Here is a 26,626-nt window from a genome sequence, read left to right as displayed (position 1 = left end):
CAAACAGCCATTGCCAAAGCGGGCAGGGGCTTTAATAAGGATGCGCAACATTTTTAAATGCGGGCCCGTTTCCGCAGTAGTCATGAGAGGAGTTCACCATGAGCATCCGTCGTATCGAAGTCGGACCACGCATGAGCCAGGCCGTCGTTCACGGCAATACAGTTTATCTCGCCGGCCAGGTTGGCGAGCCAGGCGCGAGCGTGACCGATCAGACCAAGGCCGTTCTGGCTGAAGTCGATCGTCTGTTGGCAGCTGCTGGTTCCGACAAGTCCAAAATCCTCCAGGCGATCATCTGGCTTGCAGACATGAAGGACTTCGCTGAAATGAACGCAGTCTGGGACAGCTGGGTCGATAAGGCCAAGACGCCTGCCCGCGCGACCGGTGAAGCAGCGCTTGCAACGCCTGATTACAAGGTCGAAATCATCATCACCGCTGCAATCTAATTCATTGCAGTTGCTGATTGAAAACCCCGCTCAAGCGGGGTTTTCTTTTATTGGCGTATGCGTTCGGAATAGCCTTCACGTCCGCCAGCCTGCGCCTTGGCGTCGATGGATGCACGTTTCTCTATCTGCTCCAGAGTGCCGTTATTTTCGAGCCAGCCATGATCGTAGAGATATCCCGGCAGATAGCCTGAAAGCAGGATCCGATAATCAAATGGGAATGTCGGATCGAGCACACGCGCCATTGTGAAAATGATCGTCGTACAATTGGCAGTCAGTGTGTTGTAGAATTTTGGTGTGGCTGCCAGCTCATTGCCAAGCTCGACATAAGAAAGGAAAAGCTCTCTTGCGCCTGCCGGGGGCAGGTCCACCCGATAGCGAAAGACATTTTCTTTGCGCACATTGGTCCGCAGATAGATGATGTCGCTTTCTTCCGCCGCGATCATCGCCAGTTCAAACTCGCGAAAAAATCCACCTATGGATGAAAAGACCTCGTGATGCTCCCTGCGGATTTCTCCAGAAAAGACGACGTGTCTGCCGTCTTCAAACCCGAACGACAGCAGCGTATGCGCAATGGCCGGGCCAGCCCAATAGGAGAGGTAAACATCGACAGAGTTTATCTTGCTCAGATCGTAGGTGGCTTCTTTCCAGTTGGGTGTGAAATCATTTGGTGTTCGCCAGTCGAAATCGCGAACATTGAAAAGCGTAACATTATCGCCATCAATCTTGCCGGTGACGGTTCGCGCGACGTCTGGTGCCCAGATGCGGTCGAGCGATGGGCGTATCGTGGCCCACCAGCCGAGCATCAACAGTGCCAGCAGGCAGAAGAACAGTCGCTTGCGCATGCAATAGAAGTTTCGCTCGCCTGCGATGACCCACAGCGCGATTGCCAGCCAGACGGCGATGATCGAGCCGCGCACAGCATTGCCGAAAGGCAACTGGAACCACATGGCAAAGCTGGACCAGATTGCAAAGATGATTACGAATAATACGAAGACGAACTTGCCTAGAAAGCGGACGGGCTTTGATTTCAAGATAGAAGACATGGACATCCCGTATTCGCCTGACGCTTCATTTACCGAAGTTGTGGCGATACTGACATGATTTGCATTGGAATGTCATGGCCTATCCTGCCGGAAAGGCGTTTTATCTCGTAGATTAGACTTTATAAAAACAAGGATATTATACCTTATTTCTTTAGCGTTACAGCAGCTTCCCGCTGGGGTTTTATCTGTCTGCGTCCTTTGAAGAGCGGACGCACTACCCGCCAGAGCAGCAGCGCCGCTACGATCAGAGCATAGATGACGGGTTCTGCTGGCCAGCTTTTGACCGACATCAGGAAATGGATCGCTCCACCTGCAATGGCCACATAGACGAGCTTATGCAGCGTGGTCCAGCGCCGCCCCAGTTTGCGGATTGACCAGTTGTTCGAAGTGATGGCGAGCGGCACCAGAAGGGCGAGGCTGATCATCCCGATGGTGATGAACGGTCTTTTGACAATATCGGCTATCACCGCAGACAGATTGAGCGCCTGATCCAGCACCATATAGACCGCGAAATGCATCAGCACATAATAGAAGGCGAGCAGGCCAAGTGCGCGGCGATAGCGCAGCAGGCTGATGCCCGTCAGGTCACGGATGGGTGTCACCAGCAGGGTCAGAATGAGAAGGCGCAGTGCCCAGAGGCCGAGCATATGCTCAAAGCTTTTAACAGGGTCTGCGCCGAGCTGGTCGGTTGCGCCGAGATAAAACGCCCATAGGGCGGGAATGAAGCCGACCGCATAAAGCGCCCATACCTTCCACCAGCCTGGTTTGAACCGGGCCTGACGGTTGGGCTTTTTGGCTTGGATCGTGGCTGCGACGGCCATGTCAGTAATTTGCCCCCAGGTCCATGCCTGCATAAAGCGATGCGACTTCTTCGGCATAGCCATTGAACGGCAAGGTAGGACGACGGCTGGAGCCAAAGAAGCTGCCTTCGCCGATACGCCGCTCGGTTGCCTGTGACCAGCGGGGATGATCGACGTCCGGGTTCACATTGGCATAAAAGCCATATTCATTGGCGGCCTGCTGCTGCCACGATGTCGGCGGCTGCTTTTCCACGAAGCTGATTTTGGTGATCGATTTGATACCCTTGAAACCATATTTCCACGGCACAACGAGCCGGACGGGCGCGCCATTGGCGTTGGGAAGCGTTTCACCATAAAGGCCAACGGAAAGGATGGTCAGCGGGTGCATGGCTTCGTCCAGACGCAAGCCCTCGACATAAGGCCAGTCGAGCACCTGAAACAGCCCTTTCTGACCCGGCATCTCTTCAGGGCGCACGACGCCCGTGAAGGCGATGTATTTGGCCGAGCCAAGTGGTTCGACCTGAGACAGCAGGCTTGCCAGCGGAAAGCCGATCCATGGAATGACCATTGACCAGGCTTCAACGCAGCGCATCCGGTAGATGCGTTCTTCAAGCGGCATCTTGGCCATCAGGTCCTGAATGTCGAATTCCTTGGGCTGCTTGACCAACCCGTCGACTTTCAGCCGCCATGGCAATGGTTTGAAATCACCGGAATTCGCAGAAGGGTCGCTCTTGTCCGTGCCAAACTCATAGAAGTTGTTATAGGTCGTGACAGATTCTTTCGGCGTCAGCTTTTCATCGACTTTATAGGCCGAGGCTTTGGCCGTGAGCGGATCGGCAAATCCCGCCGATGCAATGCCGGTCGCGGCCAGTGCGCCCGCGCCGATCAGAAATTCGCGGCGACGCAAATAAAGATTTTTCGGCGTCACGTCGCTTGAATTAAGGCGGGCAGACGAAAAACGGCCTTGCTTGAAGCTACTCATGTCAAAAATCCGTTCCCTCGTACAATTTTTGTAATGATACCCCATTGTCCCCCTAAACGCGTCAAAAACATGAATTTTTTGCCACTCGATTATGGTTCACGCGTTGTTGATGGGCTCGTGAAGTGTCACGCAAATGTAACAATCGGTTATTTTCCGTGTTTTCGTCACATTCTCGCTAAATATCTGTTGTTAAGGACATGCTAATCAGAGCCGGCGAGGACACAAAAGATGGTCCGAGCGGAGCTGCTTTAAAACCTTCATTAACATCTCAGTGGCAAGTTGAGCTTATGGTAAAGAAGACGTTTACAGCCGCCATCATGATGGCGTTTGCAGCAATGACTGGTTCCGCTCTGGCGGAAGGACAGCCCACGCCTATAAAGGTTGTGAGCAAGGCGCAGGGCATGGCCCTGAACAGCATGGCTACATCGACGAAAGATGAAACAGTCGCTCCCAAGCTGGGAGAGGGCGTAACGATGCGTGAAAAGAAAATGGATGCTGAGACGACGCCGGAACAGAATTTTTCACGCAGCAAGCAGTTCATCTATCGTTTCTATAAGCCTGAAAACGCTTCCAACGAACTGATTGTCCTGTTGCATGGTTCAGGCGGCAATGAAGCAAGCCTCGTGCCGATGGCATCCAAGATCTGGCCGCGTGCAACGCTGCTTGGTGTTCGTGGCCGCGTCATGCAGGATGGCGGCACGCGCTGGTACAAGCGCATCACGCCGGTCAAGTTCGATCAGAAAGACGTGAAGCTTGAAGCCAACGCATTCGTGACCTTCCTCTCGCGTCTTGCTGATGAGAAGGATCTCGATCTCCCACATGCAACCTTCGTTGGCTATTCCAATGGCGCAAATCTGCTCGCTGCAACGATGATGCTGCATCCGGATCTGGTGAAGCGTGCGGTGCTGATGCGCTCGATGCCTGTTCTGGACAACGTGCCGGTTGCCAATCTGGGCAAGGCGCGCGTTCTGACGATTACAGGTCAGGAAGACAAGCTTTATTCGCCTTTCGCACCGGCTCTTTCTGCCCTGCTGCGCTCTGGCGGTGCAAAGGTCGATGCCCGTATGATCGAGGCTGATCATATGCTTGGTGAAAAGGACGCTTCCGCAATCAGTCAGTGGGTTGCGTCGCTTGGCCCGGATGGTGGTCCGACGGTTACGATGAAGGCAAAGTAAGGCAATAAGGCAGTAGGCGAATAGGGCAGTATGTTTTCAAATTAGCGAAACATAATGCCCTACTGCCCTAACTACTTAGCTCGTCATATCAATAACGCCACAGTCGCCCGTTTCAGACCCGAAGGCTAAACGAGTGCCCTGACCATCCCAGCCCATGCTGGTGATCGCGCCTTTGCCGCCACGACGTAGCAGCACTTCCTTTTGATCTTCGAAGCGCACCAGAAGAATCATGCCGTCATTATAGCCAATGGCGGTAATGTCTTCGATTGGGTGGCAGGCAACCGATGTCACCATGCTGTCTCCGCGCAGACCAAGCTCCAGCGGTGCCTTACCCATAGGGCCATCTTTGCCAGCAAACGGCCAGACAATAGCGGCCGGTGCGCCTGAAGTGGCAAGCCACTTGGCTTTCACGCTCCATGACCAGTCTTTGACCTTGGCAGGATAGCCGGTCATGCGCATGTGCTTGCTGTCTTCCAGACGCCAGCCATGCAGCGCATTTTCCTGCATGGATGTAATCAGGAAGCGGCCATCTGGCGAGAAGGTGGCACCGATATGCGCGCCTTTCCATTCAAGCTCGACAGGCTTTGCTTCCGTGCCAGTCCAGATCAATGTTGCGCCATTATAGCGCGCGATTGCCAGACGCTGGCCCTTTGGCGCAAACGCAATGCCTTCGACGCTGCGTTCCTGTGCAAATTCCTGCACCTTGCCGTTGGATGTGCGGACCCATGCCGAGCGGCCAGAGGCAAAGCCGACCGTTCCGTTGGGGCCACTTGCAACCGCGGTCATCCACTTGCGCGGTACTTTTGCGAGTTCCGTGACTGTACCATCCGATGCAGTCTGGCAAACGCGGCCATCTTCACCGCCCGTTACCAGCGCTTTTCCATCAAAGGTTAGCGTTGCGCTGAGAAGCCCGTCATGAGCGGCGCTGGTCTGGTGGCCATTGTCCAGCCGATGGATAGAACCATCGGCCAGAGCAAAGAATGGAACGCCGCTGATAAAACGGGCGTAGAGGCAATGACCATCAAGGTCGAGCGGGGCAACTGTAGGCATCAGTGTCCAATTTTACTTTGGCAGGATTACTTTGCCAATTTTACTGGGATTGGCAGTTTTCAAAACCGGCTTTGAGTTCAGCTGCATCGAGCTGACGTCCGATGAAGACGAGACGGCTTTCATGCTTTTCGTCAGGCTTCCATGCGCGCTGGTGATCACCTTCGATGATCATATGAACGCCCTGAACCACGTAGCGGTCCGGATCGTCTTTGAACGCGATGATCCCCTTGAGACGCAGAATGTTTGGACCCTGTGTCTGGGTGATGTTCTGAATCCAGGGGAAAAATTTGGCCGGATCAATTTCACCCGCACGCAGCGACACCGAAGTCACCGTCACATCATGGATCGGCGATGCATGATGATGATCGTGATCATGATGGTGGTGATGGTCATGTCCGTGGGCATGCCCATGATCGTGATTGCAGTCTGGGCCGCAGGTGTGCTCATGATCATGGTGGTGCCCATGATGATGATGGTCGTGGCCATGATCGTGATCACAATCAGGTCCGCAAACGTGGTCCGGATGGTCATGATCGAGGAAATGCGGATCGTTTTCGAGCGCACGTTTCAGGTCGAATGCACCGCGATCAAGCACGCGATCAAGCGGAATCGATGCGCGTTCTGTACGGTGAACAATTGCGTGTGGATTGATGGCGCGAACCGTTGCTTCAATCGCGGCCAGTTCTTCCGGTGTCACCAGATCGGTTTTGTTAATCAGAACCACATCGGCAAATGCAATCTGGTCTTCTGCTTCGCGGCTGTCCTTGAGGCGCAGCGGAAGGTGCTTTGCGTCAACCAGAGCGACAACGGCATCAAGGCCGGTCTTGGCGCGGACATCGTCATCCATGAAGAAGGTCTGCGCGACAGGAACCGGATCAGCAAGGCCGGTGGTTTCAACGATAATGGCGTCGAAGCGGCCCGGACGGCGCATCAGGCCTTCCACCACGCGAATCAAATCTCCGCGCACGGTGCAGCAGATGCAGCCATTGTTCATTTCGTAGATTTCTTCGTCAGACTCGACGATCAGATCGTTGTCGATACCGATCTCGCCGAATTCGTTGACGATGACCGCATAACGCTTGCCGTGGTTTTCGGTAAGGATGCGGTTGAGAAGCGTCGTTTTACCCGAGCCCAGATATCCGGTCAGAACGGTAACGGGAATACGGCCAGCGTTTGTGCCAGCATCTGTGTTTGACTTGTCCTCAGTGTGGGCTTCAGCCTGGCTCATTGTTCATGCCTCTTGAAGTTGCTGCCTTTTGGTGCGCGCGCAAATCCACGCGACCGGGGCTTCAGATCGGGTATTTCATATAAGGGAAGGTGCCCGCGAATGCTATATGCAATGCTATATTATTACATCTGTCCCGATCACGTTCTCGCTTGCGGCCAATCACGTTTTCGCTCGCGGATTGAATGTGACGTTTGATATATGGCGCGCGCACGAGCGTTGTTTCAAACGTCGAATTCAAAGCATCCACGAGATGACTATTTAGGTGCTCGGAATCAGACCACGAGTTGTTTGGGCGAAAAGCGAGCGAGATCAAACTGATCCACATCGTGGAGCAGCTCAATAAAGCCTGCAACAGCGTGCGCGAGGATTTTTTCGCCTGCCTCAGCGGTTGCAGCTGCCGCATTGCCTGCGACACCTTCCGTATTCAGATCCTGCATCTTCCAGCCGAAGGCATGAGGGCCATAGGCGCGCAAATGTTTGAATTTTTTTGCGAAGTCGGACTGTGCATTGGAGAAGTCTGCGGCCTTCGTCATATCGACGAGATCGGGGCGCAGCGCCAGCATCACGGATGTTTCGATAAAGCCGCCATGAATATCGAGCGACTTGTCTTCCGGTGTAATCAGCCCTTCCGGCATACCGAAGCGGGTCCAGCTTGTGGCCACAGCCAGCATATCAAGGCGGGTGCGAAGCTCGGTTGCAACGATGGTCATCAGCGGTGAGTTGCCGCCATGGGCATTGAGCATGACCAGCTTGCGAATGCCGCCTGCATGAAGGTTCTCACCCATGCCGATCCATTGATTGACGGCTTCCGAGAAGGCGAGGCTTTGGGTGCCTTCGACGTCCATATGTTCAATGGAATAGCCAACCGGCTGGGCAGGCAGGAAATTGACGTTGAGATCGGCAGGCAGTGCGTCATTGATGCGCGCGACAATGCCTTCGGCGATAATCGTATCTGTTTCAAATGGCAGATGAGGACCATGCTGCTCGTGGGCGCCAAGTGGCAGGACGACGATCATGTCGCTGTTCTGGTCGCGCAGGTTATTCATATTTTCCTCCGTGCTGAATATTTTTAAACGAACAGTTTGAACCTAATGGTGATCGAATAAAACAGCAATCAGTTGTCTGATTCCGACATTTGGGTTTCGCCGCTCATAAACTCGTGCAATGTTAGCCGCGAAATTCATTCTTTCGTGCCTAAGAACATGCTTTGGGTACAAAGTTAACCTTAAGTCATTGCTTGTTCTTGAAGCTTCATAAGTCGGACAATATTTTACTGTAGATTGAACTTTATTAGTCGGATGACCAAGGGCGAGGTGGCGATGAGTAAGGCCAACAAGGCAGTGATGCTTTACCGGATGCAGTCGGTAGCGCGTCTTACACGAACCGTACTGGCTACACGTCTTCTGGAGCTTGGGCTTTATGCCGGTCAGGATGCAGTGATGCTGCAACTTGCAGCTGAAGATGGCTTGCCTCCGGGCGTTCTGGCTCAGCGCCTCGGCGTGCGTCCACCGACAATCACCAAGACCATTACCCGGCTGCAGAGCCAGGGCTTCGTGGTCAAGCGGGCATCTGAGACAGATCAGCGCCAGTCGCATGTCTATCTCACGCCGCAGGGCATTGAAGCGATCCGCATCATCGAAAAGTCGATCAAGAAAACCGAAAAAGATATGCTGAAAGGCCTCGACAAGAAGGAGCGTAAAACCTTCCTGAAGATGCTTGGGCGCATGGAAAGCAACCTTGCTGCGCGTGGCGCGGCGCGTTTGACCGACGAGTTGGACAAGGAAGTTGTTGATGACGATGATGTTGAATAGGTAGATGGCCATCAAGGAACGTTGAAAAAACTTCCAATTCAATGATTGCAATGGCATAACCATCTACAAGATGGGATGGCCGCTCCTCTTTATTGTCTTGCCGGCGCCTTCCTGTTTCGACTGTGGCAATGACCTTTTCGGGGAGGCGACTTGGCTCAGAAAATCAAGCTTTCGACCATCGCAGATGCGCTTGGTGTTTCGACGGCCACCGTTTCGCTGGCATTGCGCGACAGTCCTCTTGTCGCCGATCAGACACGCGAAAAGATCAAGGAACATGCCCGCGCCATCGGTTACATCTATAACCGTCGCGCTGCCAGCCTGCGCACGTCCCGTTCCGGGATCGTGGGTGTTGTCGTACATGACATCATGAACCCGTTCTTCGCCGAAATTTTGCGGTCGATTGAAACGGAGCTGGACCGTTCGCGACAGACCTTCATTCTGTCCAACCATTATGACCAGCTGGAAAAGCAGCGCACCTTCATGGATACGTTGCTGCAGCTCGGCGCGGATGGCGTCATCATGTCGCCGGCCATCGGCACACCGCCGGAAGATATCCAGCTTGCGGAAGATAACGGCCTGCCGGTCGTTCTGATCGCGCGTGATGTTGAAGGTGTCCATGCACCGGTTTTCCGGGGGGATGATGCCTATGGTATCGGCCTTGCCACCAATCATCTGATTTCGCTTGGGCACACCCGCATCGCCATGATCGGTGGTACGGATCAGACTTCGACAGGCCGTGACCGTTATCAGGGCTATTTGCAGGCCATGCATAAGGCCGGACTTGAAGTGAAGCCTGAATGGCGCATTTCGGGGCCGCGTACCAAGCAGGGCGGCTTTGAAGTTGCGCCACAGTTTCTTGCGCTCAAAGACAAGCCGACCGCAGCCGTTTGCTGGAACGATCTGACTGCTATCGGTTTGATGAACGGTATCGCGCGTGCAGGGCTTGTTCCGGGTGAAGACATTTCCGTCACCGGATATGACGATCTGGAAGAAGCGGCCATCGCGACACCGGCGCTGACCACTGTGTGGAACGGCCAGCGCGAAGTCGGTCGCCGTGCGGCGCGCGCGCTGCTCGACCAGCTGAATGGCATTGAAGTTTCGCATGATCAGGAACTGATTAAACCGGAGTTGCATATCCGGCAATCGACTTCCAAGCCCAAATAGGCCTGATCTGTCTTATTAGCCGGGCCAGGTCCTCTGGCCCGATGGATTCTGCTTGAACATGAGGAAGCTGCCATGACTCAACGTGAAGCGACCATTCTGGTGCTCGGTAATTTCAACGATTATGCCGTGCAACGGCTTTCAGGCGAGTTCAATATCAAGCGGATTCCCAAAGGCGATGCGGCGCTGGTTGAGGCAGCCTGGGCTGGTGATGTCAAAGGCGCTGCCAGCATGTCGACGGTCGATGCAAAGCTGATTGATGCGCTGCCTAATCTTGAAATTATCGGTAATTTCGGGGTTGGTTATGATGCTGTTGATGCGAAACATGCCGGTGCCAATGACGTCATGGTCACCAATACGCCGGACGTTCTGACGGAAGAAGTTGCAGATACTGCGCTTGGCCTTCTGATTGATACCGTGCGCGAATTGTCCAAATCGCAGGAGTTTCTGCGCGCTGGTCGCTGGCCAAAGGAAGGGCGCTATCCGCTCTCCAAATTGTCACTGCGCGGCCGCTCTGTCGGTATTTTTGGCCTCGGTCGCATTGGCAAGGCGATTGCGCATCGTGTCGAAGCTTTTGGCCTTCCTGTGTCCTATCACAATCGCCGTAAGGCAGATGATGTGAGCTATACTTATTACCCGAGCCTGCTTGAGCTTGCGAAGGCGGTGGATACGCTCATTCTGGTTGCCCCCGGCGGTGCGGAGACTGCAAAGGCTATCAATGCAGATGTGCTGAAAGCGCTGGGACCGGAAGGTGTGCTGATCAATATTGGCCGTGGTTCGGTTGTTGATGAAGATGCGCTTGCTCAGGCGCTGACCGACGGAACGATTGCTGCTGCCGGTCTTGATGTGTTTGCCAATGAACCGAATGTGCCGCAGGCGCTTCTTGATGCCCCGAATACGGTATTGTTGCCGCATATCGGTTCGGCTTCTGAAAAGACCCGCCGCGATATGGCTAATCTTGTGATCGACAATCTGATCTCGTGGTTCGACAAGGGCGAGGCGATTACGCCGGTGCCGGAAACCAGTCACGTCAAGAAAAAGTAAGATAAAAGCGCCAGCCTCACTCACTGATGCTGGCGCTAAATATTCTTTCTACACGCATCGCGAAATCGTTTCACGCTTTTCGCGATGTGCTGCCATTTCAGGCTGTGCGCTGCGCCTTATGTTGGCGCACTGCCTCGCCAAAGGCTTCGAAAATCTTGCGCGAAGGCGCATCGGATTGCACCCAGTATTCCGGGTGCCACTGAACGCCGACGACAAAACCCTTTGCATTCTTGACTGAGACGGCTTCAATCGTGCCATCGTCCGCTGTGGCTTCAACCGCCAGAACCGGTGCCAGCTTGTCGATTGCCTGACGATGGACCGAATTGACCTTCACGTCGTCGGTTTTCAGTATCTCTGCAAGACAGGAGTTTGGCGCGATCTTGATCGGGTGCTGAATGGCAAAGCGCTCGGCCTGGCTGTCTGATTCCGGCGCACGATGGTCCATACGACCTTCCAGCTCCTGAATTTCGGTGGCCAACGTGCCGCCCAGCGCCACATTCAGTTCCTGAATGCCGCGGCAAATCGCCAGCACGGGGACGCCCTTGTCGATTGCTGCACGGATGAGCGGCAGCGATGTTGCATCTCGGGCGTTGTCGTAAGGCTCAAAGGCCGCACTCGGTTCGACGCCGTAAAGCTCCGGATTGACGTTGGATTTTGATCCAGTGACCAGCAGGCCGTCCACGCTATCGAGAATGCTATCGAGATCCATCTTCGCGCCAAAGCTGGGAACCAGCAGGGGCGTGACTTCTGCAACGTCAATCGCTGCAGCAAGATATTGCTCGGGCGCAGAATGCCAGACGTAATTTTCAAACGGCTTTACGTCTGTGGGAACGGCGATGAGAGGGCGAGAAACTTTTGCCATGAAATATTTCGATCCAGCGGAAGGGGCGTTGTTGGAGCGTTTGTAAAGCGCTGTGTCTTGCCGTGCAATCGTGAAGCTGATCACAGCTTCCACACCTTAGAGCGCGTTTCAGTCCAGTCGGATTATGCTCTATTGCCAGCTTCTGTGTACTCTATTGATCTGGCGAGATTTTAGAGGGTTTTCGGGTTCACATAAAATTGATGTTGCACTAGATATAGAAAGATATTTGGCAGTCGGGGGGATGAATGGCTGACGAACAGGTTTTCTCTGTCGCAGGCAAGGTGATTGCCGTGACCGGAGGTTCTTCGGGGTTGGGGTTGCACATGGTGCGCGTGCTTGCGCGCCATGGGGCAAAAGTTGTTTCAATTTCACGCAGTCGGGATGGTGAGAAATTCTGCCCTTCTGGTGGTGAAGTGCTGGAAATCATGGCGGATATCACCAACCCAGACGAGGTAAAGACCGCGTTCGATGAGGCGGAACAGCGTCTTGGCCCTATCAATGTGCTTTTCAATAATGCAGGTGTCGCCCATGTCGCGAGAGCGCTGGATACGACGCGGGATATGCTGGAGCACATCTTTGACGTGAACGTGGCCGGATCGTTCTTCACTGCACAGGAAATGGCGCGACGGATGATCGACCGAAAGCAGGCCGGCGCCATCGTGAATACAACGAGTATTCTTGCGGAGCGTCCTCAGAAGGGGACTGCTGCCTATGCGATGTCCAAAGCCTGCGTAACGCAGATGACTCGCGCGCTGGCGCTTGAATGGGCGTCGCATGATATTCGCGTCAATGCGATTGCGCCGGGATGGTTTCCAACGCGAATCAATGAACGGCAGCTATCGGGTCCTGCTGGCGGATATTTTAAAGGCCGCAACCCCATGCGACGGCTTGGCGAAATGGAGGATCTTGACGGTGTGGTGCTAATGCTTGCTTCTGATGCAAGCCGTTACATGACTGGATCGGTGATTACCATTGACGGTGGCCATCACATCTAGGCTAAGTTGCAACTATTCTGGTTTCTATTCGTCCAACTTCGCAACTTCGTCGGTTTTACGCGCACATCCTGCGATTTTCACTAGATAAGGCGGCTTTTATGGAGCTGTGCGCAGTTGTCAGACGCTAGTTTGGGGAATTACTGGCTTTTCTTAACTGCAAACTGCTCTGTGTGACGGGCTTTTTCAGTGAGCAATAAATAAATTAAATGTCTCTATCTGAGATCTTAGGGTTGCATTATTTACTTCTGGTTGTGCTGTTCGGTGTTTGCTTAATAATAAACTGATTACATCTTATGGTAGTTGCAATAACAGCTTGTGGTTTAGTTTTGCGAAAGGTATTTTTAAGTGATTAGTGGCATATTACCCCCTATGAAAGGGGTACAATCAACGAGATGTGGCGTAGCCTTCAACCTGAGATACCTGCCGATGTGCGGCTCTCTTTTTTGCGTGCGCTTTACGGCAATCGCACAACATTATGGTTTGGTTTGCTCGCCCATGTCGTGGCGTGTGTGGTCATTTATGTAAAAACAGCAGACTGGCGCTTTCTCGGATTTGCCGGTTTTTTTACAGTTGTCGCATTCGGTCGCCTCTATGACATGCATAAATTCGATGAGGCAAAGCTCGGTACCCTGTCTCATGCGGATCTCGATAAGTGGGAAGCACGCTATCTCGTTGGCGCTTCGCTGGTTTGCGCAACGCTTGGGATGCTCTGCTTCTTTTCAAGCTATGTTCTGCGCGACTCTTTTGCAGAACTGGCCAGCCTGACCATCCTTCTGGCTTCGGTCGTATCGATCGTTGGCCGCAATTATGCCTCGGCAAAAGCCGTGGTTCTGATGTCGGCCTGCACTCTGATCCCGGTGCTTGCGGGGCTTATCCTTGCGGGGACTCCCTTTCACGTTGTGATTGGTCTCCTGCTGATCCCATACTTCTTGTCCAATATTCAGATGGCTAACGGGCTTCGCGAATTTCTTTTCGCAGCTGTGATGGGAAAACGCCGCCTGTCTATTGTTGCCAGCCGGTTTGATGCGGCGCTCAACAACATGCCGCAAGGCCTGTTGATGTTCGACGCACAGCACCGCATTGCGGTCATCAATCACAAGACGAAATCGCTGCTCAAGATTGCTGAACATACCAAACTGCGTGGGCGCAGGCTGGAAGTCTTGCTGCGCTATTGCGCCAAACAGGGCCTGTTTCCGCATAATGACCTGCACAACATCCGCACACGGATGCAGGATTTGCTCTCGGGCCGCAAAGCGCGTGATATCCTGCAATTGGCAGATAACCGCTATATCGAATGTATCGGTAATCAGACATCCAATGCGGGTGTCGTTTTGATGTTTGAAGACGTCACGCAACGCGTTGAATCAGAAGCGCGCATTCAGCATATGGCGCGTTTTGATGGTCTGACCGGGCTGCCAAACCGTAACTACTTTGAAACGATGGTGCGCTCGCTCCGGATACATCAGGAGCCAAATACGCTTGCTGCACTGATCGTCATCGATATCAATCACTTCAAGCACGTCAATGATACGCTTGGGCATCATGTGGGCGACGTGTTTCTGCGGCTTTTTGCAGATAGGCTGAATTCGCTCGATCCGCAGCGCTTTGTAGCATCGCGCTTTGGCGGCGATGAATTCGTGGTTTTCGTCTTCAATCTTCATGGCGATGAAGAAGTGGCGGCGATCATGGATCACGTTATCTCTGTCGCAAGCGGTGTTTACGATCTCAATGGCGATCAGGTTCATATCGAGATCAGCGCGGGCGTTGCGACCGAGACTATTGATAAATGCGATGTCGGCAATATGCACATGAATGCCGATCTGGCGCTCTATGAAGCCAAGAGCGAGGAAGGCAAACAATGGGCGCTGTTTGTGAACGCCATGGATACCAAATATCGCGGTCGCCAGAAGCTGAAGGCAGACTTGCGTCTGGCTATTGAAAATCAGGAAATCAAAGTCGTCTATCAGCCTATCGTCAGCGCACAGTCGCTGCGTATCGTGGCCTATGAGGCGCTGGCGCGTTGGGAACATTCAGAGCTGGGGCATGTTCCTCCAGCAGAATTTATTCCATTGGCCGAAGAAATCGGCATTATCTCGCAAATCACCCGTTTCATGCTTGAGCAGGCCTGCCGCGATTGCATGACATGGGGGGATCGGATTGGTGTTTCGGTCAATCTGTCAGCGATTGATTTGAAAAACAGCGATATTACTCGCGATATCGCCAATGCCTTACAGAAATCCGGCCTTCCGGCGAGGCAGCTTGAGGTGGAAGTGACCGAAAGTGCGATCATCGCTGATCGCAATCAGACCTCGTTGGTCTTGCAGCGACTGAAGAATGCCGGGATCAACATTGCACTGGACGATTTTGGTACGGGCTATTCCAGCTTGAGCTATCTCAACAGCTTGCCGCTGACCAAGGTCAAAGTCGATCGTTCCTTTGTCCAGGATATCACCAATGACCGACGTTCTCTGATGCTGCTGCGTGGTGTTACCCAGCTGTCGCACGAGTTAGGCCTTGCCGTCACTGTTGAAGGTGTCGAGACAGAAGAGCAGCTGGCGTTAGTTCGCGTGGCGGCGGGCGCTGACCTCGTGCAGGGCTATCTGTTGGGTAAGCCTGTTCCGGCAACAGAAATCCGGACTTCATCGGCCAAAGCTGTCGTGCCGCACGACGGTGGACGCACATTTGCGCAGTAATACCAAGGCGCGAAGATGCTGACGCTATCCACGCCTTGAAAAAGTTCAATCGCCACTCGGGCTTATCCAAAACTCCATGAGGCATACTGATGGAGTTTTGGATAAGTCTGGCGGTTTCAATTCTGTGAAACCATATCAGTACCGATAATTCCCCTATTTTATCATAGCAAAATTTAGCTATTTTCCTCCTTGTAATAAAGGTGAAGATAGTGCCATGTCTTTGAGCGGCATAAGTAATTCAGTTATTACTTTATAAGTAAAATAGCAAGGATGGGAAATGAAACGGCATTTCCGTTTTTTCTTATATTTAATAATATTAATCATTATTATCGCGGCTGTCAGTGCTGCGATTTTTAGGAAGAAATTACACGAATATTGGGCGGTTTATCAGTATTCTCAGGTTTTCAAGCCTGATGTGATCGATGAAAATTTCCGCACCCTCTATAAGATCTATCCGTCGATCCGGGTTGCGCGCGCGGGTGATGTCAGTCCGCTGCCGAAGGCCGAGCGGCCATTGCCTGAAACCTATTCATATAAAGGCGAGACAGACAATCTTGCCGATTTTCTCAAACGGACGGAAACAACAGGTTTCATTGTTCTGAAGGATGGTGAGATCGTGCATGAAGAATATGCACGCGGTAACACCGAGAAAACGCAGTCCATCGCGATGTCTGTATCGAAATCGTTCGTTTCGTTTCTGATCGGCAATGCGGTGCGTGATGGTCAGATCAAACTCGATGAGACAGTCGATCATTATGCGCCGGTACTCGCGGAGGGTGGCTATAAGGGCGTGACTGTTAAAAACGTTCTGCAGATGTCGTCGGGCATTGGTTTCAACGAAAATTACGGCGATCTCAATTCGGATATCGTGCGCTACATTGTGCAAATGGTTACGGGGTCGGTCATCGATTTCACCGCGCATCTGAAGAACGAAATCAAGCCAGGCACAGTCAATCGCTATGTCTCAGCAGATACGCAAGTTCTCGCCTTGGTGCTGGAAGGTGCGACTGGTGTGCCAATCCAAAACTATTTTGAGGACAAGCTCTGGTCGAAACTTGGCGTAGAGGCTGATTCGTATTGGCTTGCTGATCAGAAGGGTGAAGTTGTCGCTGCGGGTGGCCTTAATGCTGTGTTGCGTGATTATGCCCGCTTTGGATTGCTCTATATGAATGAAGGCCGGAACTATCTTGGCGAGCAGCTCGTGCCGGCGCAATGGGTTCACGATTCTGTAACGCCAGACGAGCCGTATTTGATGCCCGGACGCAAAGATGCGTCAGGCAAGATACCGTTTGGCTATGGTTATCAATGGTGGATTCCGGTTGAGCCCCAAGGTGATTTCGCTGCTGTCGGTATTTACGGCCAGTTTATTTACGTCAATCCGGCCAAACGCGTGGTAATCGTCAAAACATCGGCCTACGCCAATTACAATATTGATGGTCAGCAGGTGAAAGCTGAAACAATCGAGATGTTCCAGTCTCTGGCTAACTCTATTCAGTGATCGGCACAAAGAGGGAGTGGCCGTTTCAGCGGCCATTCCAATTCTCATTAAGGTGCATTGGCGGCTGCGTGTCGGGCGATCCAGGGTGAATGAGAGTTTCTGTCACTGGCAAGTGACAAAAACTCAAAGTTACACCTTTACACGCTTATAAAGCACCTTATTCTGCGCACTGATTTGACGGGGTGCGGATGCTATTTGAATGACGAATGAAGCTGTCTCTGGTGGGCAACCACCGCTATCCAATTTCGCGCGGCAGCTATTGCAGTTTCTGGATCGGGTGGAATATCGACGCATCGTACACGCGGAAGATCTCGAAGAGATTGGACGCCTGCGTTACCGGTCTTACCGAAGTGCGAACGTGATGCATGAAGCGGAAGTGCCATCGATTGTTGATGACATTGATCGTGACAGTCATGCGTTTGTCTTCGGCATTCATATTGACGGGCAATTAGTGAGTACATTGCGTATTCATTACATCACGCCTGACCATCGTCGTGGCACGAGTTATGCGCTCTTTCCCGATATTCTTGATCCTCTGCTCAACAGCGGCATGGCTTTTGTTGACCCTACACGCTTTGCAGCGGACCCGGATCTGCTGAGCGAATATCCTGCTATTCCCTATGTCACCTTGCGCATTGCTGCGATGGCTTCGGAATTTTTTGAAGCGGATCAATGTCTTGCATCGGTGAAGCCAGAGCATATGGCATTTTACAAACGTATTTTCGGCACCACTGTCATGGCCGAAGCGCGTGAGCATCTGGGCTATGGCATCAAGGTCGGACTGGGCGCTGCACCCATTCGCAATATTCGCGACGCGGTTGCTGTCCGCTTCCCGTTCTTCAAGTCACAGCCGCATGAGCGGCGTGCAATGTTCGGCAATCTGAGCAATGGTGTTGGTCCGCTGACGATCCTGCCAACAGCGAAATATACCGGCCTTGGCATATAAAATCTTTTGTGGAGTCTATGCGATTTATACGCATGATCCTTACTTTTGATAATTTAAATCTTTTTGAAAGTTGCTCTAAATATTTTAGTATAGAAATTTCTGAAAATTCTGGTTAGTTAGCTGCCGTAGCCGCATATGCGGTCACAGACTGAGTGGAGGGGCGCTGCGACAAACAGCCGGGGACCAAAGCCTGAGGCAAGGTCCGGTTGAGGTTGCATGCGCGTTAAAGATCACAGATAGTCTGACTAAGAATAGTCAAAATATCTGAATGGGTGGAACTACAAAATGGCAGAACATCACACTACAGCTCCGGCTGAACTCGGCGCGCCGATGGATTATCCAGAGCATGATAAAACTTATGCTGGTTTCATGGGTGTGTTTAAATGGGGCACAGTGGCAGTTGTTGCCCTCCTGGTTGCCATGGCGTTCGGCTTTTTCGCGGGTGGTTTTTTCTCCGCGACCGTTCTGTTTGTTCTGATCTGCGCCGCTGCCTGGTTCCTCCTCTAAGGATCTAAACCAGCAATAATCCGCATGATTTGATCGAATGCCTTGGTATGGGTGCAGCTCGCACCTTGCCGGGGCTTTATGCATGTCGTCTGTTTCATCATTTTAAGGGGGCTTCTTCCCGGAAGCCCGGATTGTGCCCGGCTGCGAGGTCGGATTAAGCCACGAAAGGGAAACCAGTTGGCCCAGACTATATTCATTCCGAAAGAGAGTGATCCCAACGAGACCCGCGTTGCGGCATCTGCCGAGACGGTGAAGAAATTCATCGCGCTTGGTTTTGATGTCGTGGTGGAAAAAGGCGCAGGCGAAAAATCGCGTATCATCGATACCGAGTTTTCAGGCGCTGGCGCGCGCATAGGCACTACGGCTGACGCCAAAGCGGCAGATGTTATCCTGAAAGTGCGCCGTCCGAACGATGCGGAACTCAAAGGGTATAAACCGGGTGCAGCACTTTTCGCGATGCTTGATCCCTACGGTCAGGAAGCAGCGGTTGCAGCTCTTGCGAAGGCCGGTATTTCCGCTTTCACGATGGAATTTATGCCGCGTATAACGCGCGCGCAGGTGATGGATGTTCTCTCGTCGCAGGCCAATCTCGCCGGTTATCAGGCCGTCATTGATGCAGCCGACGTCTATGACCGTGCTATGCCAATGATGATGACGGCTGCTGGCACGGTGCCTGCAGCCCGCGTCTTCGTCATGGGTGCAGGTGTTGCCGGACTTCAGGCGATTGCGACTGCACGTCGTCTGGGTGCGGTTGTGACTGCAACCGACGTTCGCCCGGCTGCTAAGGAGCAGGTCGCTTCGCTTGGCGCGAAGTTCATCGCGGTCGAGGATGAGGAATTCAAGGCGGCGGAAACCTCTGGCGGTTATGCCAAGGAAATGTCGAAGGAATATCAGGCGAAGCAGGCGGCACTTGTTGCTGACCATATTGCCAAGCAGGATATTGTCATTACCACGGCGCTTATTCCGGGTCGTGCCGCCCCGCGTCTTGTTTCAAAGGAAATGGTCGCAGCCATGCGTCCGGGTTCTGTGCTGGTTGATCTCGCAGTTGAGCGCGGCGGCAATGTCGAAGGTGCAGTTGCCGGTCAGGTTGCAGATGTGAACGGTGTGAAGATCGTCGGTCATCTCAATGTGCCGGGCCGGATTGCGGCGACTGCCTCGCAGCTTTACGCGCGCAATCTTTATGCATTCCTCGAAACGCTGGTCGATAAGGAAGCAAAGCTTCTCAAGCTTGATCCGCAGGAAGAGCTGGTAAAGGCAACACTTCTGACCCACGAGGGCAAAGTCGTGCATCCGGCGTTTGCCAAGGCCGAAGCAGAAGTCGAAGCAGCGCCAGCCGTTGTGGCTGAGAAGGTCGCTAAACCTAAAGCCGCACCGAAGGCAAAAGCGCCTGCTGTTAAGGCAGAGGCTGCAAAGGAAGCGGCGTCTGCCACGGCAAAGCCTGTAGCCAAGACAACCCGAAAAGCACCGGCAAAAGCTGCAAAAACTTCCGCTGATGGAGGAGAGGCATAATGTCCGATACAGCACTTGAAAAAGCTCTTGAGAGCCTCAATCAGGCGGCAGATGCCGTCAGGCAGGCAGCGGAAAATGCAGGCGGTTTAGGTGATGCAGCAGCTGCCGCCGCCCATGCCGCATCCGGTGGCGTGGTTGATCCGTTTGTCTTCCGCCTTGCGATTTTCGTTCTGTCGATTTTCGTCGGTTATTACGTCGTCTGGCAGGTGACGCCTGCACTGCATACGCCGCTTATGGCTGTTACCAACGCTATTTCATCGGTGATCGTGGTCGGCGCACTTCTTGCCGTCGGTCTTTCGCTTTCGGGCTGGGCAACCGGCTTCGGCTTCATCGCGCTCATCCTTGCAAGCGTAAACATCTTTGGCGGCTTTCTGGTTACCCAGCGTATGCTTGCCATGTACAAGAAAAAAGAAAAGTGAGGGCTGAGCCATCATGAGCGTTAATCTCGCAGCCTTCCTTTATCTGGTCTCCGGTGTCCTGTTCATTCTGGCACTGCGCGGCCTTTCGCACCCAACCACCAGCCGTCAGGGTAATACCTATGGAATGATCGGTATGGGTATTTCCATCGTCACCACGCTGTTGCTGGCACGTCCAAGCTTTGGCGGTCTGGTGCTGATTATCCTCGGTATCGCCATTGGTGGCGGTATTGGTGCAGTGATTGCACGCCGAATTGCGATGACGGCCATGCCGCAGCTCGTGGCAGCCTTCCACTCGCTGATTGGTCTTGCAGCCGTTCTCGTTGCTGCCGCAGCCCTTTACTCACCGCATTCCTTCGGCATTGGCGAAGTGGGTCAGATCCACGGTCAGGCGCTGATCGAAATGTCGCTGGGTGTTGCGATTGGTGCAATCACCTTCACCGGTTCGATCATTGCGTTCCTGAAGCTTGATGGCCGCATGTCGGGCAAGCCGATCATGCTGCCGGGGCGTCATGTCATCAATGCGGCGCTGGCTGCTGCAATCGTGATTCTGATTGCCGTTCTGACCAACACCGAAAGCCATTTCGTGTTCTGGCTGATCGTCATTCTGGCACTGGTATTCGGTGTGCTGATCATCATCCCGATTGGTGGCGCAGATATGCCGGTTGTCGTTTCCATGCTCAACTCCTATTCGGGCTGGGCTGCGGCAGGCATTGGTTTCACGCTTGGCAATCTGGCGCTGATTATTACCGGTGCGCTGGTCGGTTCATCCGGTGCGATCCTGTCCTACATCATGTGTAAAGGCATGAACCGCTCGTTCATTTCGGTTATTCTTGGTGGCTTCGGCGGTGACGTGGCAGCTGCGGGCAGCGGCGAAGTGGAACAGCGTCCGGTCAAGCAGGGTTCGGCTGACGATGCAGCCTTCATCATGAAGAACGCATCCAAGGTCATCATCGTGCCGGGTTACGGTATGGCAGTGGCACAGGCACAGCATGCGCTGCGTGAAATGGCTGATAAGCTGAAAGCCGAAGGCGTGGAAGTGAAATACGCAATCCACCCTGTTGCCGGTCGTATGCCTGGCCATATGAACGTGCTGCTGGCCGAAGCCAACGTGCCTTATGATGAAGTGTTTGAACTTGAAGACATCAATTCGGAATTTGCGACGGCTGATGTTGCCTTCGTGATTGGCGCGAATGACGTGACCAATCCGGCAGCGAAGACCGACCCGCAATCGCCGATTTTCGGTATGCCGATCCTCGATGTCGACAAGGCCGGTACAGTGCTCTTCATCAAGCGCGGCATGGGCTCAGGCTATGCTGGCGTTGAAAACGAGCTGTTCTTCCGCGACAACACCATGATGCTCTTTGCCGACGCGAAGAAGATGGTTGAAAGCATCGTTAAGGCTTTGGATCACTAGGCCTTCGATATTCGGGTTCTGGCGGCCTGCAAATGGCGTGGTTCTGCGCTTCCGGTGCTCATGTACTTTAAGTACACTCCGCTCCGGTGCTCGAACCCCACCATTTTCGGCACGCCATTTCCCCGAATCTCATAAGGCCGGGGTGTTCTGGCAAGAAACAAAAAGGGCGGCTTCGAGCCGCCCTTTTATTATAATCGAATAAGTTAGATCAGCCGTAGATCATCTTGTCCTGCAATGCACGCAGCTCGGCAATCTTGGAGCCGGGCTGTGGTGCTGCATTGGCATAGGTGATGAGTTCACCCTTTTTGATTGGTGCAGTGACGGTGCCGTTTTGTAGCAAGCCGCAAGGAATGGCCTTGGCACTGCGTGCTTCCGGTGTCGTCATGATCCATGAACGATAGCAATATTGACCGATGGCATCGAGATGATCACCCGGCTGCAAGTCTTTCTTTGCGACCGCGCAGACTTCCGCCACCGGCTTTGGCAGCGGCACCATATCGGATTTGCCATACAGAACGGCACGCGCGACTGTCAGCGGCACTTCCAGCGATGTGAGGTGGTATGGGCGGTGGAAGGTGAAATAAGGGCCTTTGCCGATCTTCAGATCTTCAAGGCGCTCATTAAGGCGAGGGTGGTCCATCTTGGCCACAACGAACACGCCCGGCGAAACGCCTTTGCCGATGGAATAATCAACGACGCCGCTTTTGCTGAGAACGCCGCCATCCGCCTGTGGGATAAGGGTTTGGCTCAACTGGTCGATGCTGGCGCGGGGGCCATGCATCCCGGCAATATCAGGAACAAGGCCAGTTGCATTGGCAATGGCTGCCATCTCGACCATGGTTTTTGAGCCATCAATGAATTCGACCAGCAGGCGGACATTCATGTTTCGGCGGTCGGCTTCTTCCTGATAGTCGTCAGGGATGGCATCAAAATTGAGCGGGTTGTTCTTGCCCTTGCCAGCAGAGACCACTTCATAGCCAAGGGCTGAAACGAACTCGATCAACTCCATGCAGGAGGAAGGCTCGTCACCTGCGCCCAGCGAATAAATGACGCCCTGCTTGTCGGCCTGTGCCTTGAGGTAAGGCCCGATGGTGACATCGGCTTCGACATTCATCATTACAAGATGCTTGCCATGCTCGATGGCCTTGATGCCGGTTTCAGCGCCGACTTCCGGAATGCCGGTTGCATCGATGATGACATCGATCAGCGGATTGGAGAGGATCAGATCATTATCGCCGGTGACTGCGATCTTTCCACTTTCGATGGCACTGGTCATAGCGCTTTCGCTGTTGGCTTCGCGTGCATTGTCATCGTCGCCATAGGCAGTGCGGACAGCCTTGAAGGTGTTCGGCAGACGGCGGGCAGAAAGGGCGCCCACTTCAATGCCGGGCATACGGGCGACTTGTGTGACAATATCCGTGCCCATTTCACCAGCACCGATAAGACCGATGCGGATTGGTTTTCCGGTTTCAGCGCGCAATTGCAAGTCTCGCGCCAGCCCAACCAGTGCCACATTCGTCGTCATGAGAGTCTCCGCAAATTACTTAGTGCGTTTCGATCTGAAAAAACCAGATTGGCGCTCTAACCGTTTTTATTTGAAGCATAATCTTATCGATCCTCGTTTCACGCCGACAGGACTTATGCTCTAACCATCTATTTCGCGATAATTTTGTCACGCTTATATTGTTATAGATGCGCAATGGACGAACAGTCTCTATATCAACAGTGAAAAGCGCGCATCTCAAATCGGCGCGACAAAATACGCATTCCCCATATGCATTCCATCGGAGCCTTTATGAGCAACGCATCCCCCTTCGACCTCGTTATCTTCGATTGCGACGGTGTTCTCGTCGATAGCGAGCCGCTTTCCTGCCGCGCGTTTGAGCAGGTTTATGCCAATCACGGCATGATGCTGCCGGAGGGTACGGTTGCAAAAGGCATCGGCATGAAGCAGGCAGATATTCTTGAAATGATTGCCGGACTGACGGGCCATCGTCTCCCAGAAGAAGCTTTGAGCCAGTTCTGGCCTGAAACGAAGGTTCTGTTTGCCGAACATTTGCAGCCAGCAGTCGGCATTGCCGATTTTCTGAAAATCCTGCCGCACAAGCGTTGCGTTGCATCCTCCTCGCAGCCGGAGCGCATTGCATTTAGCTTGGAGAAGACGGGTATCAACCATTACTTCGGTGATGCGGTCTATTCATCGAGCATGGTCAAGCGCGGCAAGCCCGCACCTGATCTTTTCCTTTTTGCAGCCGACAAAATGGGCGTTGATCCGGCATGCTGCGTGGTGATCGAAGATTCGCCGTTTGGCGTTGAAGGCGCGATTGCAGCCGGTATGACGGCCTTTGGCTATACGGGTGGTGGTCATACCTATGAAGGTCATGCAGAACGCTTGTCTTCCAAGGGTGCGAGCCACGTTTTCGGCCATTGGGATGATATCGCCCGTGAAATACTGGTTGCCGCGTGAGGTTATGATTTGCCGGGCCTTTTTTATAGGTTAAAGAAGGCGTTATCAGTTCAGCAGAAAGTTTGAGGGAATGAAGGACGCAATTACGCTCGACCAGTTGCGCGAGGCGATCGGCACGGAAATCGGATGTTCCGAGTGGCGTGAAGTCACGCAGGAAATGATCAATCAGTTTGCCGATGCAACGGATGATCATCAGTTCATCCATGTTGATCCGGAGCGCGCAGCCAAGGAAACGCCATTTGGCGGCACGATTGCGCATGGGTTTCTGACTTTATCGCTGCTTTCAACACTGGCTTTTGAAGCGCTGCCGATGCTGCAGGGTGCCACCATGGGCATTAATTACGGCTTCGATAAAGTGCGCTTCATGTCACCGGTCAAGACAGGCGCACGCGTGCGCGCCCGTTTCAAGCTTGCCGATGCCGATATTCGCCCATCGGGCCGGGTGGTCAATCATTACGAAGTGACGCTGGAAGTTGAGAACACCATCAAGCCAGCGCTCACGGCGACATGGCTTACCATCGCCGTGGTGGAGCCACCAGAGGCGTAAGTGCCGATCTTTAAGAGTTTTGAAGCCGTCCCTCTTCATCAAGTGGGGCGGCTTTGTCTTTGTGGGTTGTCATTAGCTCACGGAAGAAGAACGGGCCATGCAGAAACATGCCAAAGTCGTAAAAGTTCTTCTTCTCGGCACCGCGCATATAAAGCAGGTGCATCAGGAAGAAATTGCCCTTTGAACGCTTATAGCGGTTTTCACTGTGTACGTTCTTGAAGCGGATACGATGGATGAGCGGCGGGTTCTCGGCCTTTATCTTCAGCGCCTTCGCCGGATCTGAGCCGTAGAAGTGGATGATGTCGGTAAGAACCTGAAACTCCGACCAGAGCACAGGGCTTTCATTCATCACCACGCCCACGTCTTCAAGCAAGTCGCGTGCCTTTGGGTGAAGAGCGATCATCAGAAGGCACGAGCCAATGGCCAGCATAGACACAGGTTGCTTTGTGAGCAGGTCGGGGCGCTCATGCTGAACATCTGCCAGCGCTTCCACGGCTGGAACCGTTCCAAGGCTATGGGCGACGATAATCACTTCGTCGGCGTTGCTTTCCTCAATCTTCTTTTTGAGTGCTTCCGCAAAGGCGCGACGACGTGCTTTGAGCTTGTCGTTGCGGCTATAGATACGATCATAGGCAGCCGACCAGTCATCGAGCAGATAGGACATGAAGAATCGGTCGCCCGGCCAGCGCACGAGCAATGTCGCGATAACTGCGGCAAGCGGCAGGGACCAGACAAGGTTCCAGGATGGGAAACCAGCAAGCATTGGCGCAGAAGCGATCAGGGCCGCGATTGCGATAATGACGATGGATAGCAGAAACGGCCACATGAAGAACATCACGAAGCGCCAGCTGGTCAGCAGATAGCGGAGCAGGGTGCCTGTGAAGAAAATGTTCATGAAGGCGCGGAAGCCCGTCAGCATACGCATGGGTGTAGAGCGGGCTGCGTAGTCGTCAAAGATGTCTGCGGTGCCAAACTGACAGAATTCGGTTTCCGTCTGCCAGCCATTGCCATTGGTCGTCGCTGTCAGGCTGCCGCAGTCATCCGACTCGTCTTTCATCGGAGGTAATTTGGTCTTTGCGTGCCACAAACGGTCGAAGTCCTTCAACGCTTGCGCATGACGCACGCGGACGGCTTTCGGGTGCAGGCCTTCATAGCCTGTGAATTGAATAACGAGTCGTTTGTGGAAAGACATAAATCTCGACAGAAGGAATCAATGAATGGGGATGGGCGGTACATTTCACCAGCCTGTAGCTCATGACGGAGCAATGAGGCTGAATTGTGCGAAAAGCGCGTGCTCTCTAGCCTATAAAGGCTGATTTGGTCATTATAATTCGACGTGAAGCCATTATTTGTACCCAGGGCTGGGCAAAGTCTTATCTTGAGGTGGACAAAAGCCGGGCCATCTGGTAATGCCAGCCCCAATTTGCAGCGTTTATGTTGCGAAGCTTGGGAGCCTTTCGGCGTTTAGACAGTTGACTCTGTCGACTGAACATCGTTAAGAGACGCCCTTAAAGCCTCAGGCTCAACCGAAATTCTAACCGATACGGGATTACACGTGCAGGTACTCGTCCGCGATAACAATGTTGATCAGGCTCTCCGCGCTCTGAAGAAAAAGATGCAGCGCGAAGGTATCTTCCGCGAAATGAAGATGCGTGGCCATTATGAAAAGCCATCTGAAAAGCGCGCCCGCGAAAAGGCAGAAGCCGTTCGTCGCGCTCGCAAGCTGGCTCGTAAGCGCGCACAGCGTGAAGGTCTTATCGGCGGCGGTCGTACCGCAGCTCGCTAAGTGACCTGAGATTGGCGCCGCCTTTGTGGCGCCTTTTGCTTACCGGTGCAGCTTATGGCTCGCGCCGGTTTTTGCATGTCTGAAGGTCAGAGCATGATCTCGTTCGCTTCACGAGATAAGACATGCCGATTTGAAGTGTCAGCGGACCGCCATATACTGACCTTTATTGTGGCGTTGATCCATCTGGAGCAAAGATCCGATAGTATCAGATCCGGGCTTCCAAGAGTTGAGTTTACGCCTATCTTA

25 protein-coding genes are annotated in these 26,626 nt (G+C 53.3%); 16 read left to right on the top strand and 9 right to left on the bottom strand.

The genetic code is table 11. The features are described 5' to 3' along the window. Window positions 1-98 precede the first annotated feature (98 nt). A complete protein-coding gene (locus KMS41_08475) occupies window positions 99-443 on the top strand; it encodes a RidA family protein (GenBank protein ID QWK77140.1) in 345 nt (114 codons plus the stop codon). Window positions 444-490: 47 nt separating this feature from the next. On the opposite strand, the gene KMS41_08470 is transcribed toward KMS41_08475, so the two are convergent. The 3 genes from KMS41_08470 to msrP all read right to left on the bottom strand — a co-directional run bounded on the left by KMS41_08470 (window position 491) and on the right by msrP (window position 3,268). After that, a complete protein-coding gene (locus KMS41_08470; protein QWK77139.1) occupies window positions 491-1,486 on the bottom strand; it encodes a DUF4105 domain-containing protein in 996 nt (331 codons plus the stop codon). A 143-nt stretch (window positions 1,487-1,629) separates the two neighbouring features. Continuing rightward, window positions 1,630-2,307, bottom strand: coding sequence for a protein-methionine-sulfoxide reductase heme-binding subunit MsrQ (gene msrQ, locus KMS41_08465; protein QWK77138.1), 678 nt, complete (start codon window positions 2,305-2,307; stop codon window positions 1,630-1,632). Window position 2,308: 1 nt separating this feature from the next. Next, the gene (gene msrP / locus KMS41_08460; GenBank protein ID QWK77137.1) at window positions 2,309-3,268 is read right to left on the bottom strand and encodes a protein-methionine-sulfoxide reductase catalytic subunit MsrP; all 960 of its coding nucleotides are present in this window, start codon (window positions 3,266-3,268) and stop codon (window positions 2,309-2,311) included. A gap of 287 nt (window positions 3,269-3,555) precedes the next feature. On the opposite strand from msrP, the gene KMS41_08455 reads away from it, so the two are divergent. Beyond that, the gene (locus KMS41_08455) at window positions 3,556-4,443 is read left to right on the top strand and encodes an alpha/beta hydrolase (GenBank protein QWK77136.1); all 888 of its coding nucleotides are present in this window, start codon (window positions 3,556-3,558) and stop codon (window positions 4,441-4,443) included. A 75-nt stretch (window positions 4,444-4,518) separates the two neighbouring features. Here the strand turns inward: KMS41_08455 and KMS41_08450 are convergent, their stop codons facing one another. From KMS41_08450 to KMS41_08440, 3 genes are all read right to left on the bottom strand, one after another. After that, a complete protein-coding gene (locus tag KMS41_08450; GenBank protein ID QWK77135.1) occupies window positions 4,519-5,493 on the bottom strand; it encodes a WD40 repeat domain-containing protein in 975 nt (324 codons plus the stop codon). A 40-nt stretch (window positions 5,494-5,533) separates the two neighbouring features. Then, the gene (locus KMS41_08445) at window positions 5,534-6,721 is read right to left on the bottom strand and encodes a GTP-binding protein (GenBank protein QWK77134.1); all 1,188 of its coding nucleotides are present in this window, start codon (window positions 6,719-6,721) and stop codon (window positions 5,534-5,536) included. Window positions 6,722-6,993: 272 nt separating this feature from the next. Beyond that, window positions 6,994-7,767 carry a creatininase family protein gene (locus tag KMS41_08440; GenBank protein QWK77133.1) on the bottom strand — a complete coding sequence of 258 codons (774 nt, stop codon included), beginning with the start codon at window positions 7,765-7,767 and terminating at the stop codon, window positions 6,994-6,996. A gap of 273 nt (window positions 7,768-8,040) precedes the next feature. Between KMS41_08440 and KMS41_08435 the strand changes: the two genes are divergently transcribed. The 3 genes from KMS41_08435 (at window position 8,041) to KMS41_08425 (ending at window position 10,737) form a co-directional block, all read left to right on the top strand. Further along, complete coding sequence (locus KMS41_08435; GenBank protein QWK77132.1) at window positions 8,041-8,532, top strand: MarR family transcriptional regulator; 492 nt, start codon at window positions 8,041-8,043, stop codon at window positions 8,530-8,532. Window positions 8,533-8,682: 150 nt separating this feature from the next. Next, window positions 8,683-9,696, top strand: coding sequence for a LacI family transcriptional regulator (locus KMS41_08430; protein ID QWK77131.1), 1,014 nt, complete (start codon window positions 8,683-8,685; stop codon window positions 9,694-9,696). Between the two features lie 72 nt (window positions 9,697-9,768). Next, a complete protein-coding gene (locus KMS41_08425) occupies window positions 9,769-10,737 on the top strand; it encodes a 2-hydroxyacid dehydrogenase (protein ID QWK77130.1) in 969 nt (322 codons plus the stop codon). A gap of 97 nt (window positions 10,738-10,834) precedes the next feature. Here KMS41_08425 and KMS41_08420 read toward each other — a convergent pair whose 3' ends face one another. Further along, on the bottom strand, window positions 10,835-11,599 hold the full coding sequence (locus KMS41_08420; GenBank protein QWK77129.1) for a gamma-glutamyl-gamma-aminobutyrate hydrolase family protein: 765 nt from the start codon (window positions 11,597-11,599) through the stop codon (window positions 10,835-10,837). Between the two features lie 245 nt (window positions 11,600-11,844). On the opposite strand from KMS41_08420, the gene KMS41_08415 reads away from it, so the two are divergent. The 8 genes from KMS41_08415 (at window position 11,845) to KMS41_08380 (ending at window position 21,580) form a co-directional block, all read left to right on the top strand. Continuing rightward, entirely contained in the window at window positions 11,845-12,594 is a 750-nt protein-coding gene (locus tag KMS41_08415; GenBank protein QWK77128.1) for an SDR family oxidoreductase, read from the top strand. 392 nt (window positions 12,595-12,986) lie between these two features. Further along, a complete protein-coding gene (locus KMS41_08410) occupies window positions 12,987-15,287 on the top strand; it encodes an EAL domain-containing protein (protein ID QWK77127.1) in 2,301 nt (766 codons plus the stop codon). Window positions 15,288-15,564: 277 nt separating this feature from the next. After that, on the top strand, window positions 15,565-16,785 hold the full coding sequence (locus KMS41_08405) for a beta-lactamase family protein (GenBank protein ID QWK77126.1): 1,221 nt from the start codon (window positions 15,565-15,567) through the stop codon (window positions 16,783-16,785). Between the two features lie 199 nt (window positions 16,786-16,984). Next, window positions 16,985-17,731: an acetyltransferase gene (locus tag KMS41_08400; protein ID QWK77125.1), complete on the top strand. Its 747-nt coding sequence runs from the start codon at window positions 16,985-16,987 to the stop codon at window positions 17,729-17,731. 285 nt (window positions 17,732-18,016) lie between these two features. Further along, a complete protein-coding gene (locus tag KMS41_08395) occupies window positions 18,017-18,238 on the top strand; it encodes an aa3-type cytochrome c oxidase subunit IV (GenBank protein ID QWK77124.1) in 222 nt (73 codons plus the stop codon). Between the two features lie 177 nt (window positions 18,239-18,415). Continuing rightward, the gene (locus KMS41_08390; GenBank protein QWK77123.1) at window positions 18,416-19,747 is read left to right on the top strand and encodes a Re/Si-specific NAD(P)(+) transhydrogenase subunit alpha; all 1,332 of its coding nucleotides are present in this window, start codon (window positions 18,416-18,418) and stop codon (window positions 19,745-19,747) included. Then, entirely contained in the window at window positions 19,747-20,166 is a 420-nt protein-coding gene (locus KMS41_08385; GenBank protein ID QWK77122.1) for an NAD(P) transhydrogenase subunit alpha, read from the top strand. Before KMS41_08390 ends, KMS41_08385 begins: the two co-directional genes overlap by 1 nt. Window positions 20,167-20,179: 13 nt before the next feature. Then, on the top strand, window positions 20,180-21,580 hold the full coding sequence (locus KMS41_08380; protein ID QWK77121.1) for an NAD(P)(+) transhydrogenase (Re/Si-specific) subunit beta: 1,401 nt from the start codon (window positions 20,180-20,182) through the stop codon (window positions 21,578-21,580). Between the two features lie 208 nt (window positions 21,581-21,788). Here the strand turns inward: KMS41_08380 and KMS41_08375 are convergent, their stop codons facing one another. Further along, entirely contained in the window at window positions 21,789-23,105 is a 1,317-nt protein-coding gene (locus tag KMS41_08375; protein ID QWK77120.1) for a 1-deoxy-D-ribulose 5-phosphate reductoisomerase, read from the bottom strand. Window positions 23,106-23,375: 270 nt separating this feature from the next. Here KMS41_08375 and KMS41_08370 point away from each other — a divergent pair, with 270 nt between their 5' ends. After that, complete coding sequence (locus KMS41_08370; GenBank protein QWK77119.1) at window positions 23,376-24,047, top strand: HAD family phosphatase; 672 nt, start codon at window positions 23,376-23,378, stop codon at window positions 24,045-24,047. Window positions 24,048-24,117: 70 nt separating this feature from the next. Beyond that, window positions 24,118-24,594 (top strand): MaoC family dehydratase, encoded by a 477-nt coding sequence (locus KMS41_08365; GenBank protein QWK77118.1) that lies wholly within the window; start codon window positions 24,118-24,120, stop codon window positions 24,592-24,594. Between the two features lie 10 nt (window positions 24,595-24,604). Here KMS41_08365 and KMS41_08360 read toward each other — a convergent pair whose 3' ends face one another. Then, complete coding sequence (locus tag KMS41_08360; GenBank protein QWK77117.1) at window positions 24,605-25,786, bottom strand: alpha/beta hydrolase; 1,182 nt, start codon at window positions 25,784-25,786, stop codon at window positions 24,605-24,607. 363 nt (window positions 25,787-26,149) lie between these two features. Here KMS41_08360 and rpsU point away from each other — a divergent pair, with 363 nt between their 5' ends. Beyond that, window positions 26,150-26,380 (top strand): 30S ribosomal protein S21, encoded by a 231-nt coding sequence (gene rpsU / locus KMS41_08355; protein ID QWK77116.1) that lies wholly within the window; start codon window positions 26,150-26,152, stop codon window positions 26,378-26,380. Window positions 26,381-26,626 lie beyond the last annotated feature (246 nt).

Origin of the sequence: Ochrobactrum sp. BTU1 (assembly GCA_018798825.1) — a bacterium.
In the GTDB taxonomy this organism is placed as follows: domain Bacteria; phylum Pseudomonadota; class Alphaproteobacteria; order Rhizobiales; family Rhizobiaceae; genus Brucella.
The sequence above is the reverse complement of the archived record's forward strand: the minus strand, read 5'-3'. Positions and strand labels throughout refer to the sequence as shown.